This window comes from Pseudomonas marginalis, from assembly GCF_008692035.1.
In the GTDB taxonomy this organism is placed as follows: Bacteria; Pseudomonadota; Gammaproteobacteria; order Pseudomonadales; family Pseudomonadaceae; genus Aquipseudomonas; species Aquipseudomonas marginalis.
The window spans coordinates 2,746,259-2,761,749 of record NZ_VTFG01000001.1; the positions used below are offsets into that span (position 1 = coordinate 2,746,259).

Consider the following 15,491-nt stretch of genomic DNA (forward strand, 5'->3'; position numbering starts at 1 on the left):
TTTGATGACTGACCTGCTGACTCCCATCCAAGCCGCACTCGATCTACCCCACACCCCGCTGACCTTCACCGAGGCTGGCGCCCTGCCCTCGACCTTCGCCGTCACCGAACTGGCCAGTGCCAGCATCGGCGCCGCCGGGCAGGCCGTCGCCCAGTTGATCCGGCAACGGACCGGGCGCCTGCCCGACGTGAGTGTGGACCGGCGTCTCGCCTCTTTCTGGTTCTCGTCCTCGATCCGCCCGCTGGGCTGGCAAGTGCCACCGTTGTGGGATCCGGTGGCCGGCGATTACGCCAGCGCCGATGGCTGGATTCGCCTGCACACCAACGCGCCTCATCACCGTGCCGCCGCCGAACGGGTGCTGGGCACGGTCGCCGACCGCGCCGGAATGGCCGGCAAGGTCGCGGCGTGGAACGCGGCAGAACTGGAACAGGCGATTGTCGACCAAGGTGGCTGCGCCGCGCAGATGCGTGCCTGGCAAGCCTGGCAGCAGCACCCGCAGGGGTTGGCGGTGAACGCCGAGGCGTTGGTCCAACGCCAGACCTTCGAAACCACGACCGACAAACCCTGGCACGGTTCGCTGGCACGCCCGCTGGCCGGCCTCAAGGTGCTGGACCTGACCCGCGTATTGGCCGGCCCGGTGGCCAGTCGTTTCCTTGCCGGCCTCGGCGCGGATGTACTGCGCATCGACTCACCCACCTGGAACGAGCCCGGCGTAGTCCCGGAAATGACCCTGGGCAAACGCTGCGCGCGCCTGGACCTGAAAACGCCCGAAGGTCGGCGGGTTTTCGAGCATTTGCTCAGGGACGCCGACATCCTGTTCCACGGTTACCGCGCTGACGCCCTGGAGCATCTGGGCTACACCGCCCCCGAACTGCAACACCTCGCCCCAGGCCTGATCGACGTCAGCCTCAACGCCTACGGCTGGAGCGGCCCGTGGCGTAATCGCCGGGGCTTCGACAGCCTGGTGCAGATGAGCAGCGGGATCGCCGAGGCCGGCATGCTCTGGAAACACGCGGATAAACCGCTGCCACTGCCGTTGCAGGCGCTGGATCACGCGACCGGGTATCTGATGGCGGCCAGTGCGATTCAGGCGCTGGGCGAACGGTTGCAGTCGGGGCGCGGTGGTTCGGCGCGGTTGTCGTTGGCACGCACCGCAACGTTACTGGTGCAAGCAGGCCAAGTGCCCGACCAACCGGCGTTGCGCGAGGAAGAACCAGGGGATCAAGGCCTGGTCGTCGAACAGACCGCCTGGGGCCAGGCCTATCGGCTGCTGCCCCCGCTGACCATCAGCGGTACGCCATTGCAATGGGATTTGCCGGCGGGAGAATTGGGCTCCCACCGGCCTCAATGGTGACTTGACGGCCGCTATCGGGAGCAAGCCCCCTCCCACACTTTGATGGGTGAACATATTCAAAATGTGGGAGGGGGCTTGCTCCCGATGAGGCCAGTACCGTCATCCCATCACAACGACAACACCCCGCTGTACAACCCATACGCCGCCAGCCCCGCGCCGGCGATCACGCAGCTGAAAATGCCTTTCTCAACGTGGGTGAACAACGGCTGGCCCTGTTCGCGCTTGGCCAGGGCGAACAGGATCACGCCCGGCGCATACAGCAGCGCCGACAGCAGCAGGTATTTAAGGCCCCCGGCGTAGAGCAACCATACGGCGTAACCCAGGGCGATCAACCCCACCAGCAGGTCCTTGATGCGATGGCGGTGGGCACCTTCATAGGTTTCACCACGCCCGCTCAGCAACACCGCGTAGGCCGCCGACCACAGGTAAGGCACGAGGATCATCGACGACGCCAGGTAGATCAGGGTGGTGTAGGTGCTGTGGGAAAACAGCGTGATCACCAGGAAGACCTGGATCATCACATTGGTCAGCCACAAGGCGTTGACCGGCACCTGGTTGGCATTTTCCTTTTTCAGGAAGGCCGGCATGGTCTTGTCATGGGCGGTGGCATAGAGGATCTCGGCACACAGCAGCGCCCAGGACAGCAAGGCGCCCAGCAATGAAACCGCCAGGCCGATACTGATCAGCAACGCGCCCCAGGGCCCGACGATATGCTCGAGCACACCGGCCAGGGACGGGTTTTGCAGGCCGGCCAGCTCCGCCTGGCTCATGATGCCCAGGGACAACACATTCACCAGCACCAACAGCGCCAGCACGCCGAGAAAGCCGATCACCGTGGCCCGCCCTACGTCCGCGCGCTTCTCGGCCCGCGCCGAATACACACTGGCGCCTTCGATGCCGATAAACACAAATACCGTGACCAGCATCATATTGCGCACCTGGTCCACCACACTGCCGAATTGCGGCTTTTCCAGGCCCCAGATGTCAGCCGTGAAGATATCGGCCTTGAACGCCACGGCGGCGATCACCACGAACATCAACAGCGGTACCAGCTTGGCCACGGTGGTGATCTGGTTGATGAACGCGGCTTCCTTGATCCCGCGCATCACCAGGAAATGCACGGCCCACAGCAGCAACGATGCGCAGCCGATGGCCACCGGCGTATTGCCTTGGCCGAATACCGGGAAAAAATAGCCGAGGGTGCTGAACAGCAACACGAAATAACCGACGTTGCCCATCCACGCGCTGATCCAGTAACCCCAGGCCGATGAAAAACCCATGTAGTCGCCGAAACCCGCCTTGGCGTAGGCGTACACCCCGGAATCCAGTTCCGGCTTGCGATTGGCCAGGGTCTGGAAGACAAACGCCAGGGTCAGCATGCCCACGGCGGTGATCGCCCAACCGATCAACACCGCGCCCACCTCCGCGCGCGCGGCCATGTTCTGCGGCAACGAGAAAATCCCCCCGCCGATCATCGAGCCCACCACCAGGGCAATCAGGGCGCCAAGCCGAAGTTTCTGGGCCGGTTGAGACATGCAGACTCCTGAATAAGATTTGAGCGGACAACCGTGCACTCAACTAATTAACTCAGCGAGTGTAGCGTTTATTAAAGACAGCGATAAAACCGCCACGCTCATAACTCAGCGGCATGACAGTTTGCATAGTTTAGGCTTATTTAGATTTTAAATACGCCGAATACTTTGTCGCTTCCAAGCTATTTATTGTCGCCGTTGCGAAAAGTTTGCACATTCGGGAAAACGGGCTAGTTTCAAACGTCCATACGCAGCACTAAATGATTGACCAAACCGCAGAGATCGCTCTGGAAAGCGCCTTTGCGCGGAAAACTATTGCCCACGACTTTCCAGTCTAAGTCATTAATTCACAATGGAATGTGCCAATGAAGTGATCTGAGTCAGCTGTTTGATTAGCGCACGGAATTATTCTGTGGTCTCTCTTCTCCTGCATTGGAGTTATGCGATGTCTGAATCTCCCGGAAAACTTCGATTGGGTGCATTGGTTGCACTTGTCGTCGGCTCAATGATTGGCGGCGGGATCTTCTCTCTGCCGCAAAACATGGCCGCCAGTGCCGATGTTGGCGCGGTATTGATCGGCTGGGTGATCACCGCCGTGGGCATGCTGACCCTGGCGTTTGTCTTCCAGACCCTGGCCAATCGCAAACCTGATCTGGACGGCGGCGTCTACGCCTATGCCAAGGCCGGCTTCGGTGACTACATGGGCTTTTCGTCGGCCTGGGGTTACTGGATCAGCGCCTGGTTGGGCAACGTCGGTTACTTCGTCCTCCTGTTCAGCACCCTCGGTTACTTCTTCCCGATCTTCGGCGAAGGCAATACGCCTGCGGCGGTGATTGGCGCGTCGGTCTTGCTCTGGGCCGTGCACTTTCTGGTACTGCGCGGGATCAAGGAAGCGGCGTTCATCAACCTGGTGACCACCGTCGCCAAGGTGGTGCCCCTGGTGCTGTTCGTGTTGATCGCCGTGTTCGCCTTCAAGCTGGACATCTTCACCGCTGACATCTGGGGCGTGAAGAACCCGGACCTGGGCAGCGTGATGAACCAGGTGCGCAACATGATGCTGGTCACCGTGTGGGTGTTCATCGGCATCGAAGGCGCGAGCATCTTCTCGGCACGCGCCGAAAAACGCAGCGACGTCGGCAAGGCCACCGTGATCGGTTTTATCACCGTGCTGCTGTTCCTGATGCTGGTGAACGTGCTGTCCCTGGGCATCATGACTCAACCGGAGCTGGCCAAGCTGCAGAACCCGTCGATGGCCGCCGTGCTGGAGCATGTGGTGGGCCACTGGGGTGCGGTGCTGATCAGCGTCGGCTTGATCATCTCGTTGCTGGGTGCGCTGCTGTCGTGGGTGCTGCTGTGTGCGGAGATCATGTTCGCCGCCGCCAAGGACCACACCATGCCGGAGTTCCTGCGCAAGGAAAACGCCAACCATGTGCCGGCCAACGCCCTGTGGCTGACCAACGCCATGGTCCAGATATTCCTGGTGATCACGCTGTTTTCCGCCAGTACCTACCTGTCGCTGATCTACCTCGCCACCTCGATGATCCTGGTGCCTTACCTGTGGTCGGCGGCCTACGCGCTGCTACTGGCGGTACGCGGCGAAACCTACGAAAACGCCCTCAAGGAGCGCAGGAAAGACCTGTTTATCGGCGCGATCGCACTGATCTACGCGGTCTGGCTGCTCTATGCCGGCGGCACCAAGTACCTGCTGTTGTCCGCCCTGCTCTATGCCCCCGGCGCGATCCTGTTCGCCAAGGCCAAGCATGAACTGGGCAAACCGATTTTCACCAACGTCGAGAAGCTGATTTTCGCCGCAGTCGTCATTGGCGCCCTGGTGGCTGCCTATGGCCTCTACGACGGCTTCCTGACTCTGTAACTGATGTTCACTGGAGGATCTGTAATGACCACGGAAAAAGTGAAGTACGGTGTACATTCCGAAGCCGGCAAACTGCGCAAAGTCATGGTGTGCTCCCCAGGCTTGGCCCACCAGCGGCTGACCCCTAACAACTGCGATGAACTGCTGTTCGATGACGTGCTCTGGGTAGCCCAGGCCAAGCGCGACCATTTCGACTTCGTGACCAAGATGCGCGAACGGGACATCGATGTGCTGGAAATGCACAACCTGCTGACCGATATCGTTGCCAACCCCGAAGCCCTGGACTGGATCCTGGAACGCAAGATCACCTCCAACACCGTGGGCCTGGGCCTGGTCGAGGAGGTCAGCTCCTGGCTGCGCAGCCTGGAGCCACGCAAGATCGCCGAGTTCCTGATCGGTGGCGTGTCGGCCGATGACCTGCCGAGCAGCTTCGGTGGCAAGACCATCGAGATGTTCCGCGACTTCCTCGGCCACGCCAGTTTTATCCTGCCGCCGCTGCCCAACACCCAGTTCACCCGCGACACCACCTGCTGGATCTACGGCGGCGTGACGCTCAACCCGATGTACTGGCCGGCGCGACGCCAGGAAACCCTGCTGGCCAGCGCCATCTACAAATTCCACCCCGAGTTCACCAACGCGGACTTCCAGATCTGGTACGGCGACCCCGACCAGGAACACGGTGCCGCCACGCTGGAAGGCGGTGACGTCATGCCGATTGGCAATGGCGTGGTGTTGATCGGCATGGGCGAGCGCTCGTCCCACCAGGCCATCGGCCAACTGGCGCGCAACCTGTTCAAGAACAAAGCGGTGGAACGGGTGATCGTTGCCGGCCTGCCGAAATCCCGCGCGGCGATGCACCTGGACACCGTGTTCAGCTTCTGCGACCGCGACCTGGTGACCATCTTCCCCGAAGTGGTCAACCAGATCGTGCCCTTCACCCTGCGCCCTGACGAAAGCAAACCCCACGGCATCGACATTCAGCGGGAGAAAACCAACTTCCTCGAGACCGTGGCCGCCGCGCTCAACCTCAAGGCCCTGCGCGTGGTCGAGACCGGCGGCAACAGCTTCGCCGCCGAACGCGAGCAGTGGGACGACGGCAACAACGTGGTGGCCGTGGAGCCTGGCGTAGTGATCGGCTACGACCGCAACACCTACACCAACACCCTGCTGCGCAAGGCCGGCGTGGAAGTCATCACCATCAGCGCCGGTGAACTCGGCCGTGGCCGTGGCGGCGGCCACTGTATGACCTGCCCGATCATCCGCGACCCTATCGACTATTAAGGAGATCCCATCATGGCTTTCAATATGCGCAACCGCAGCCTACTGTCGCTGATGCACCACACCACCCGCGAGCTGCACTACCTGCTGGACCTGTCCCGCGACCTCAAGCGCGCCAAATACACCGGTACCGAGCGTCCGCACCTGCAAGGCAAGAACATCGCGCTGATCTTCGAAAAAACCTCGACCCGCACCCGTTGCGCCTTCGAAGTGGCGGCCCACGACCAGGGTGCCCACGTCACCTATATCGACCCGGTGTCGTCGCAGATCGGCCACAAAGAAAGCATGAAAGACACCGCCCGCGTGCTCGGCCGCATGTTCGACGCCATTGAATACCGTGGCTTCGAGCAGGAAATCGTCGAAGAACTGGCCAAGTTCGCCGGCGTGCCGGTGTTCAACGGCCTCACCGCCGAGTTCCACCCGACCCAAATGATCGCCGACACCCTGACCATGCGCGAGCACAGCGACAAGCCGCTGCATGACATCAGCTACGCCTACCTGGGCGACGCGCGCTACAACATGGGTAACTCGCTGCTGATGATCGGCGCCAAGCTCGGCATGGACGTGCGCATCGGCGCGCCGAAAGCCCTGTGGCCCCATGAAGACTTCATCAAACAGTGCCAGGCCTTCGCCGAGGAAAGCGGCGCACGCATTACCATCACTGAAGACCCGAAAGAAGCCGTCAAAGGCGTGGACTTCATCCACACCGATATCTGGGTGTCCATGGGTGAGCCGGTGGAAGCGTGGGACGAACGCATCGAGCAACTGCTGCCGTATCAGGTCAACGCCAAGATGATGAAAGCCTCGGGCAACCCTCGGGTGAAATTCATGCACTGCCTGCCGGCGTTCCACAACAGCGAAACCAAGGTCGGCAAGGACATCGCCGCACGTTATCCGAACCTGGCCAATGGTGTGGAAGTGACCGAGGAAGTCTTCGAGTCGCCGGCCAACATCGCCTTTGAGCAGGCGGAAAACCGCATGCACACCATCAAGGCGATCCTGGTGTCGGCACTCGCGGATATCTAAAGGCTACACGGTCAAATGTGGGAGGGGGCTTGCCCCCCTCCCACATTGGCCTCTGTGTTCACACCTATAGAAGGATTGCATTATGCGCATCGTCGTAGCCCTGGGCGGCAACGCCCTCCTGCGCCGTGGTGAACCCATGACCGCAGACAACCAACGCGCCAATATCCGCATTGCCACCGAACAGATCGCCAAGATCCATGCCGGCAACGAACTGGTCATCGCCCACGGCAATGGCCCGCAGGTCGGCCTGCTGTCGTTGCAGGCGGCGGCCTACACCAGCGTTTCGCCGTACCCGCTGGACGTGCTCGGTGCCGAAACCGAAGGCATGATCGGCTACATCATCGAACAGGAACTGGGCAACCTGCTGGACTTCGAAGTGCCGTTCGCCACCCTGCTCACCCAGGTGGAAGTGGATGCCAAGGACCCGGCCTTCCAAAACCCGACCAAGCCCATCGGCCCGGTGTACTCCAAGGCCGAAGCGGAAAAACTCGCCGCCGAGAAAGGCTGGGCCATCGCCCCGGATGGCGATAAATATCGCCGCGTCGTGGCCAGCCCACGGCCCAAACGCATCTTCGAGATTCGCCCGATCAAGTGGCTGCTGGAAAAAAGCGCCATCGTGATCTGCGCCGGTGGTGGCGGTATCCCGACCCTGTACGGTGAAGACGGTAAGCTCAAGGGCATCGAAGCCGTGATCGACAAAGACCTGTGCTCCTCGTTGCTGGCCACGCAACTGGACGCCGATTTGCTGGTGATCGCCACCGACGTCAACGCCGCTTTTATCGACTTCGGCAAGCCGACCCAGAAAGCCATCGGCCAGGCCCACCCCGACGACATGGAAAAACTCGGCTTCGCCGCCGGTTCCATGGGGCCCAAGGTGCAAGCCGCCTGCGAGTTCGCCCGCCAGACTGGCAAAACCGCGGTGATCGGTTCACTCTCGGACATCGAAGCCATCGTCCAGGGCAGCGCCGGCACACGCATCAGCACGGCGACACCTGGCATCACCTATCTGTGAAGTAGAGGAGATACGCCTATGGCCACCTTTGAACCCGGTCACCTGCACATCGAACGTCACGCGCTGAACAAGGACGACTACAGCTACAACCTGTGTATCGACTACGAAGTCAGCCAGGATCCAAAGGAAGGCAAGGGCATGCTGTTCAAGCTGCACGGCTCGGTGCAGGGCAAGGACCTCAAGGAAGAGTTCTTCTTGCCCAAGGACCAGGCATTCGACTTTGCCCGGCATGCGATGAACATCGCGCAGAAGTATGGGATGCCGAAGATTGCGGTGTTGAATGGCTCGATGCACAAACAGTACGACCTGATGTTCGAGGATGTGCGGCATCAACTGGATGTTAAATCCGGGGACCCGATCAAGCCTGAACACCTGGAATAACCCGACGCCCCCGACTCCAACCCTCATATGTGGGAGCAAGCCCGCTCCCACATTTTTGATCTCCATCACCTGTCAGGCATACTGGCCACCCTCAGTACGCCAGAACCAACATTCGCCCCATGCGTATCCACGTCAGCTTTATCGACCGCGTCGGTATCACCCAGGAAGTCCTGGCCTTGCTCGGTGGGCGCAATCTCAACCTGGATGCGGTGGAAATGGTGCCGCCCAACGTCTATATCGATGCGCCGACCCTCAGCGCCGACGTGCTCGAAGAGCTGCGTGACGCGCTGTTCAGCGTGCGCGGCGTACAAGCGGTGACGGTGGTGGACATTCTCCCCGGCCAACGCCGCCACCTGCAACTCGATGCCCTGCTGGCAGCCATGACCGACCCGGTGCTGGCCCTGGACAGTGCGGGCAAGATCCTGCTGGCCAACCCGGCGCTGATCGCGCTGTACGGTCGCGAACCGGCCGGGGAAAGTATCGCCGAGCTGTTCAATGATCCGGCCTTGCTGGACACCTTGCTGGAAAACGGCTTTCGCCTGCCCTTGCGTGAAATCAGCGTCAACGGCCAGACGTTTTTGCTCGACGCCACGCCGATCACCGATGCCGGCGCCCTGCTCACCCTGTACCAACCCAACCGCATCGGCGAACAACTGTCGGCGCTGCACCACGATCATGCCGAAGGCTTTGATGCGCTGCTGGGCGAATCCCCGGTGATCCGCACCCTCAAGGCACGCGCACAACGGGTTGCCGCACTCGATGCGCCGCTGTTGATCCAGGGCGAAACCGGCACCGGCAAGGAGTTGGTGGCGCGGGCCTGCCACGCCATCAGCGCACGTCACAGTGCGCCGTTTTTGGCGCTGAACTGCGCGGCGTTGCCGGAGAATCTCGCCGAGAGTGAATTGTTCGGTTACGCCCCCGGCGCCTTTACCGGTGCCCAACGCGGCGGCAAGCCGGGGCTGATGGAGCTGGCCAACCAGGGCACGGTGTTTCTCGATGAAATCGGCGAAATGTCGCCCTATTTGCAAGCCAAGCTGCTGCGTTTTCTCAACGACGGCAGCTTCCGCCGGGTCGGCGGCGACCGCGAGGTGAAGGTCAATGTGCGCATCCTCAGCGCCACCCACCGCGACCTGGAAAAAATGGTCAGCGAAGGCACCTTCCGCGAAGACCTGTTCTACCGCCTCAACGTGCTCAACGTCGAAGTGCCGCCCCTGCGCGAACGCGGCCAGGACATCCTGTTGCTGGCCCGCTACTTCATGCAGCAGGCCTGTGCGCAGATCCAGCGCCCGGTGTGCCGCCTGGCGCCCGGCACCTATCCGGCGCTGTTGGGCAACCGCTGGCCGGGCAATGTGCGCCAGTTGCAGAATGTGATCTTCCGCGCCGCCGCCATCTGCGAAAGCAGCCTGGTGGACATCGGTGACCTCGACATCGCCGGCACCTCCGTGGCCCGCCAGAACGACGGCGAAGTCAATAGCCTGGAACAGGCCGTCGAGGACTTCGAGCGCAGCCTGCTGGAGAAACTCTACGTCAGTTACCCCTCGACCCGGCAGTTGGCCAGCCGCCTGCAAACCTCACACACCGCCATCGCCCACCGCTTGCGCAAGTACGGCATTCCCGCAAAACCCTAGCGCCTGCCTCACCAGAACGCACGCCGGCCACGATGCTTGATAACGCCGGTGGCGCTGAAAAACAGTTGCGTGGCCATGGGCGGGCTGATGCGCGAATAGTAGATCGCGATGGCCTCGTTGTCGGTTTTGTCGAGCAGGCTGCGAAAACTCATGAAGCGCTGCTCCGGCCTTTTCAGATGGCCGGCGTTGTAGGGTAAATCGGGGTCCGTGGGCGACGAGTAATGAAAGTGCGCATAAGCCAGGACCTTGCCCTGCCTGTCCTTGACCACATACTCCTGCAGGAAATCATCCACCCGCTTGAGCGCAATACGCCCCTCGATGCGCAGTATCTGCACCTGGTCCTGGGCCTGGAGCCAGGCAATCCCATCCTCATCGGGCGGCAAGCGCTTGATCATCTCGATGCGCAACCCTCGCCCCTGCTCCAGAGAGTCGCTGGCGGCCTGTTCCAGTTCATCGAGCAGCGCCTGGGCCGCGGTATCCGGCGTTGACGGCAGCGCCTTGCGGATCTTTTCGGCAACCGCCTTGATGCCCTCGGACTGCCGCGTCAACCGGGCTTCGACGCTGGCCGGCAGCGTGGCACTGCGCGCTTCATCGCGGGCCTGCTGCAGCACCAGCGGTGCCCTGGCCAACAAGCGGCGCGCGTCGGCCTTGAGTTTTTCCAGGGAACGCGTCGGCCGCGGCATCACCGCGCCAGCCTCGGTGATCGCTTCGAACGTATCCGAACCCGGCTGCTGATGCAGGCTGACCACCACGGCCTGGTCAATCGGGTTGATGACATCAACGATGTCTTCGGTCGCTTCCGGCGTGCGGGCGCGAACCCGCCCCAATTGATAGCGCTTTTTCGAATCGCGGATCAGCCGTTGATCAGCTTCAAGGGGCCGTACCCGGCCAGGCTGAGGGTTGCGCTCGTGCTCGCGCAGCAGCTTTGCCAGGGCGATTCTCGACTCCTGTTCCAGGCTGAGGATCGTGGCTTGCACCGGCACCTCGGCATCCCCATGGATCAATTCCGGCGCGGCGGCACGGTATTCATCCAGGAGCGCCAGGGTTTTCGCGTATTCGTGCAGCACCGCCCGGGTGCCGTCGATGCGCTGTTGCACACTCAGCACGCCTGGCTCATCGATGGTTTTCTGGGACTGGGCCGACTGGATCGCCTCATCCATGGCCGCGTCGATCCGACTGTAATCATCCTGTTCTTCAGGCAGGGGCAGCCGGCGCCACAGCTGCTCCTTGAGCACCTGCAACTGCACGGTCCGCCAGTCCAATGGCAGCCCGTATGAGGACGGTTGCAACTCACCGATGTAGGACTTGTAGGCAGGAATGCTGAGCAACCGCTCGTAATTGACCCGCTCCCAGAAGCTCAGGTTGACCATCTTGTCGTGAAACTCGCCGATCCTGCGGCTCTCTTCGGTCAAGGTCCCAATCACCGCCTGGACTGCGGTCGCGTCCTCCCCCGCCACTCGCTCCGACAGTTGCGCGAGATGCGCTGCGGAAAACTGCTCCTCGCGGCGACTGAAGGTCAGCACGAACATCTGCCGGCGCATGTTCAGCACGATATCTTCCAACTGCAGGCACTGTTCCCGTTCAAAGCCGTCCAGGGGCTTGTTGGCGTTTCTGCGCATCAGCACATTGAGTTTTTTCTGTTGCGCATCGGCCTTTTTTTCCAACTCGCGCAGGTAACGCGCCCTGGCATCGCGCCGGTGCTGCTCGGTAAAGGCCGCCTCGGAGGTCAGGTGCGCCTTCTCACACAGGTCTTCGGCCGCGGTCACGACACGCTCGAGGCTCTGTAATTCGCGGCTTGCCGCGCTGTATTCGTGCTCAAGCTCAAGCTTTTGCCGCTCGATGTGGGCACGCCGCTGGGCCACCGTGCTCTTTGGCTGCCCGCCAACCAGGCGCAGGCCCAGGTCGACTTTCCACACCCCATGGGCATCCTTGTCCAGCCACGGGCCGAGACGCTGGGGTTGCCGCAGATCGACGACCCGCCAGCCATCCCTGACCGCCCTCACGCCATAGACTTTGCTGTCTATCAAGGTGTACTGCTCGTGACGGGCCGCGCTGCCGTCGCGCTGGACCAGCACCCGACCACGCACCGGGCTGGCCGCCGAGGCCAGTGTCGGCGAGTCGGGCCAGCGCTCGCCCTGCCTGGGTGACCATTGGAAAGTCTCGAGCTGGACACGCTGCCGGGTCGTAAGCCTGGACCTTGAGTTGGCCCAGGAAAAATCCATTGCCGTGACGTCGGCGAATGAACGCTGCCAGGCAAACGTCGACGCCGAGTGGCGCGTGTGGCTGGCCGGGATCAAGTCATGTGCCTGGGCAGCGCCCGAACTCAAGCGCAGTCGTTGATCCAGCGTGACCACCGGGCTCATCAGCAGGCCGGCCACGCTGCCGATCAGCTCGGCGAAGGCATTGGCGGAATCTTCGCGGCTCGTCTCGGCCGGCAGCGCCAGCACCGCCTGGAATGTCCTGAAGGTCTGGGACAACCAGCCCGCCACCGCCACCGGGCCCCTGACCATCGGCAAAAGCGCATTGAACACTTGCCACAGATCATTCTTGAACAGGGTCCAACGCAGCGCCTCGTTGGAAACCGACTGCTTGACCGCGCGCTGCCACAGGTCTCGGGCGTTTTCATCGAAGACGCTCTCAAGGAACTCGCCACGCACCGGTTCGTCACTCAGCAACGCCGGGCTCGATGCGGGCAGCACGTCGAACTCATCGCCCTGCAGCACACGCTGGACATGGGGACGCAGAAAACCGCCGTTGGCAAACAGGGCACGGCTGTCCTGCGGTAAACGCTGCAGCACCACGGGTTGAAGATCGCTGCCCACCGTTGCGATCGCGTCGAGCAACGCCTGGCGACTGGGGAATTGTTGCAGCATCGCGTCGGTTTGATCCGGCCGATAGAGAATATGCGGCAACGTGCTGTTGTCGCGGGGACCGATGACAAACAGGTTGTGCGCTTGATGAGCCAGCCCGCCTGCATGGGCCAGGAATGCCAGGGGCCTGGCGACGATCACCTCACCGTCGACCCCACGCTGGAGCGGATCTTCCCGCAGCAACGCGTGCACCACCCGAGCGCCGGAGCGGGTAAAGCCGTTGCGTTGGCGCAGGCTGTTTTCAAGGGCGCGCATCGGCAGTTGCAGCGCCATCTGATCGACAAACAAGCGACGCCGCCGTGCAGACTGCGTCGGGTCGGTGATCAGTGCGTGCTCCAGCAATGGCGGATAGTGCTTGCCCACGTCCACCCGTTCGATCAGCCCCTTGAGATAGGCCGGCGTGACCCAGCGCGGTACGTTACCTGGCGTGACCTGGTGGCTGATGTGCACACTGGCATAGGCGGTGGCGAAGGGGTTTTCCAGCGACCACTGGGTCAAGGTCCGGGTGGTCCGTTGCGTCCAGCCAACCGTGCCGCCCTGGGTGCGCTCGAAGGTCAGGAGGCAGTCGTCCGGGTTGATGGGAGCCTGCGCTGGATGATCCAGGCGCATTTGCCGTTGCAGCGCCTTGCGCGCATACACATCGATCGGCTCAAGGCCATCGAGGAACGTTGCACCGCCGGTACTGCGCTGCAGCTGCGCCAGGCGCTCCAGCCACTGCCCGTAAGCCAGGCGATCCGCGCTGCTGGCCCGCTGCAACCAGAGCGGCAGCTGTTCTTCATGGGGCTGTTCGAGAGCGTCCGGGTCGAACCAGGCCAGTGGCGAGGTGAGCGTGGTGAACAGCTGTTCATAGCTGCCGATGTCGGGCAATGCCGACCAGTCAACCCGCCGCACATCGCGAAGTTGGCGTTCGAGCAAGGCCTGGGCCAACGCATCGAACACATCGCCCTCGGGCTCGCGCAGTACCCATTGCAGCGGCGCCCCTGGCCGGTAACGGCCCATATAGCGCGGCAGCAGGTCACCCAAGGCGTCCAGGGACTCGAGCTGCACCAGGTTCATCGCCGGGATATAGACGAGGGTGACCTGTTGCCCCACGACCCGACGCTGCAAGACCAACAGCGGCAGCCATTCGCCCGTTGTCCCGGCCTGGGCCGCATAGACTTGATAGATATGCAGCGCATCGGCGCCACCCAAGGCCTCTCGATCCGCCCGATGCCCCCAAAGCTGCTGTGCCTGCTCATCGCCCAGCCCCAGAAGCAATCGCGCCTGCTCCGGCGTCAATGGCGGGTTCTGCCGCGCCGTGAGCAGGCATGCACGTAACTGGCTGCTGACCGCGTGCCAACGGCTGTCGGCCGAACCGTCCGACACGCGCGCGTTCCAGTATTGCACCAAGCGCTCGGCAAAACCCGCCAGCACATCGGGCGCCAGGGTGTTGAGCATCCACTCGATATCGTCCACGGTGATGGCGCCGCTCGCCGGTTCGAACACCTGCGGTGCAGACTGCACCAACAGCACATGATGGCCTGGCGTGTAGTTCAGCGCGTCACCCTTCATGCAGCGCTGGATCAGTGCGTCGCTCAAGGTCATAAGCGGCATGTGGCGGCGGCCGGTCGAGGTTGGCTGGATCACACCGATCCAGCTGTTACCGGCCTGCAGGCCGGAACCGGCAAACCACTGCCCGATCCATTCCTGGATCATTGCGCGGGCCACTTGGGTCAGGCCCAGGCGCCGGGCGAAGACCTTGGATAAATAGTCGCGAGACGTCCGCGCCTGGGAAATCTCTGGGGGAATAACCTTTGAAGCACTCATGGGGCGCATCCTGATGACGAAGTGCGCGAACGGTAAAACGCCGGCCGGCCTCCCGGACGGTAGATAAATCGCGAAAAACGACGTCCATGCGTACTGAAAGCGCTACAGTGGAACGATATCGCTACAACCTTGTTTTTTGCGCGCCATGCAAGGCTTTGATCCACATAGGCTTTTTTTCGACGGCCGGAGTGTAGCGAAATCGCTACACACAAAGGCGCTATCGTTATAACCGTTTTTATCAAGCCATTGATTAATAAAGGATTAATCACATTGGCCGCGATATTGCTAAGCAACTCCCCATTATTCCAATCCCGCCCACCAGACGATTCTGGCCCTGAGGAGTTTCCATGAGCGAGTTGCGTTTCACTGAAGATCACGAATGGCTGCGCGCCGAAGCTGACGGCAGCGTCACCGTGGGTATCACCGCTTTCGCGCAGAACGCGCTCGGTGATGTGGTGTTCGTGCAACTGCCGGAGTTGCAGGCCTATGACAAGGGCGCAGAAGCGTCCACGGTTGAATCGGTCAAGGCCGCCAGCGGCGTGTACATGCCGTTGGACGGTGAAGTGCTGGAAGTGAACGCCAAGCTCGATGGCAGCCCGGAACTGGTCAACGAAGACCCGCTGGGCGAAGGCTGGTTCTTCCGCTTTAAACCGGCCGATGCCGGGGCAGTCGCTAAACTGTTGGATCAGGACGCGTACGACCGTCTGATCAAAGCCAACGCCGAAGCCTGA

10 protein-coding genes are annotated in these 15,491 nt (G+C 61.9%); 8 read left to right on the forward strand and 2 right to left on the reverse strand.

What is annotated here, in order from left to right:
- The first annotated feature begins 4 nt into the window (after positions 1-4).
- Positions 5-1,354, forward strand: coding sequence for a CoA transferase (locus tag FX984_RS12890; RefSeq protein ID WP_027605563.1), 1,350 nt, complete (start codon positions 5-7; stop codon positions 1,352-1,354).
- 107 nt (positions 1,355-1,461) lie between these two features.
- Here FX984_RS12890 and arcD (FX984_RS12895) read toward each other — a convergent pair whose 3' ends face one another.
- The gene (gene arcD, locus FX984_RS12895; RefSeq protein WP_027605562.1) at positions 1,462-2,889 is read right to left on the reverse strand and encodes an arginine-ornithine antiporter; all 1,428 of its coding nucleotides are present in this window, start codon (positions 2,887-2,889) and stop codon (positions 1,462-1,464) included.
- A gap of 442 nt (positions 2,890-3,331) precedes the next feature.
- Between arcD (FX984_RS12895) and arcD (FX984_RS12900) the strand changes: the two genes are divergently transcribed.
- From arcD (FX984_RS12900) to FX984_RS12925, 6 genes are all read left to right on the forward strand, one after another.
- Complete coding sequence (gene arcD / locus FX984_RS12900) at positions 3,332-4,759, forward strand: arginine-ornithine antiporter (protein ID WP_027605561.1); 1,428 nt, start codon at positions 3,332-3,334, stop codon at positions 4,757-4,759.
- A gap of 24 nt (positions 4,760-4,783) precedes the next feature.
- Positions 4,784-6,040 carry an arginine deiminase gene (gene arcA / locus FX984_RS12905; RefSeq protein WP_027605560.1) on the forward strand — a complete coding sequence of 419 codons (1,257 nt, stop codon included), beginning with the start codon at positions 4,784-4,786 and terminating at the stop codon, positions 6,038-6,040.
- Positions 6,041-6,052: 12 nt separating this feature from the next.
- On the forward strand, positions 6,053-7,063 hold the full coding sequence (locus FX984_RS12910; protein ID WP_027605559.1) for an ornithine carbamoyltransferase: 1,011 nt from the start codon (positions 6,053-6,055) through the stop codon (positions 7,061-7,063).
- 82 nt (positions 7,064-7,145) lie between these two features.
- Positions 7,146-8,075: a carbamate kinase gene (gene arcC / locus FX984_RS12915; RefSeq protein WP_065925908.1), complete on the forward strand. Its 930-nt coding sequence runs from the start codon at positions 7,146-7,148 to the stop codon at positions 8,073-8,075.
- Between the two features lie 18 nt (positions 8,076-8,093).
- Positions 8,094-8,456 (forward strand): DUF5064 family protein, encoded by a 363-nt coding sequence (locus FX984_RS12920; RefSeq protein WP_146477311.1) that lies wholly within the window; start codon positions 8,094-8,096, stop codon positions 8,454-8,456.
- Between the two features lie 119 nt (positions 8,457-8,575).
- Complete coding sequence (locus FX984_RS12925; RefSeq protein ID WP_146477309.1) at positions 8,576-10,084, forward strand: sigma-54-dependent transcriptional regulator; 1,509 nt, start codon at positions 8,576-8,578, stop codon at positions 10,082-10,084.
- Between the two features lie 8 nt (positions 10,085-10,092).
- On the opposite strand, the gene FX984_RS12930 is transcribed toward FX984_RS12925, so the two are convergent.
- Positions 10,093-14,760: a sbcc family protein gene (locus tag FX984_RS12930; protein ID WP_146477307.1), complete on the reverse strand. Its 4,668-nt coding sequence runs from the start codon at positions 14,758-14,760 to the stop codon at positions 10,093-10,095.
- A 347-nt stretch (positions 14,761-15,107) separates the two neighbouring features.
- Here FX984_RS12930 and gcvH point away from each other — a divergent pair, with 347 nt between their 5' ends.
- Complete coding sequence (gene gcvH / locus FX984_RS12935) at positions 15,108-15,491, forward strand: glycine cleavage system protein GcvH (protein ID WP_027605554.1); 384 nt, start codon at positions 15,108-15,110, stop codon at positions 15,489-15,491.

Excerpts from the sequence above, each read along its gene's own strand:
- FX984_RS12890 (WP_027605563.1), top strand. The coding sequence starts at position 5 with ATGACTGACCTGCTGACTCCCATCCAAGCCGCACTCGATCTACCCCAC.
- FX984_RS12930 (WP_146477307.1), bottom strand. The coding sequence starts at position 14,760 with ATGAGTGCTTCAAAGGTTATTCCCCCAGAGATTTCCCAGGCGCGGACG.
- FX984_RS12920 (WP_146477311.1), top strand. The coding sequence starts at position 8,094 with ATGGCCACCTTTGAACCCGGTCACCTGCACATCGAACGTCACGCGCTG.
- arcA (WP_027605560.1), top strand. The coding sequence starts at position 4,784 with ATGACCACGGAAAAAGTGAAGTACGGTGTACATTCCGAAGCCGGCAAA.
- FX984_RS12925 (WP_146477309.1), top strand. The coding sequence starts at position 8,576 with ATGCGTATCCACGTCAGCTTTATCGACCGCGTCGGTATCACCCAGGAA.
- arcD (WP_027605562.1), bottom strand. The coding sequence starts at position 2,889 with ATGTCTCAACCGGCCCAGAAACTTCGGCTTGGCGCCCTGATTGCCCTG.
- FX984_RS12910 (WP_027605559.1), top strand. The coding sequence starts at position 6,053 with ATGGCTTTCAATATGCGCAACCGCAGCCTACTGTCGCTGATGCACCAC.
- arcD (WP_027605561.1), top strand. The coding sequence starts at position 3,332 with ATGTCTGAATCTCCCGGAAAACTTCGATTGGGTGCATTGGTTGCACTT.
- arcC (WP_065925908.1), top strand. The coding sequence starts at position 7,146 with ATGCGCATCGTCGTAGCCCTGGGCGGCAACGCCCTCCTGCGCCGTGGT.
- gcvH (WP_027605554.1), top strand. The coding sequence starts at position 15,108 with ATGAGCGAGTTGCGTTTCACTGAAGATCACGAATGGCTGCGCGCCGAA.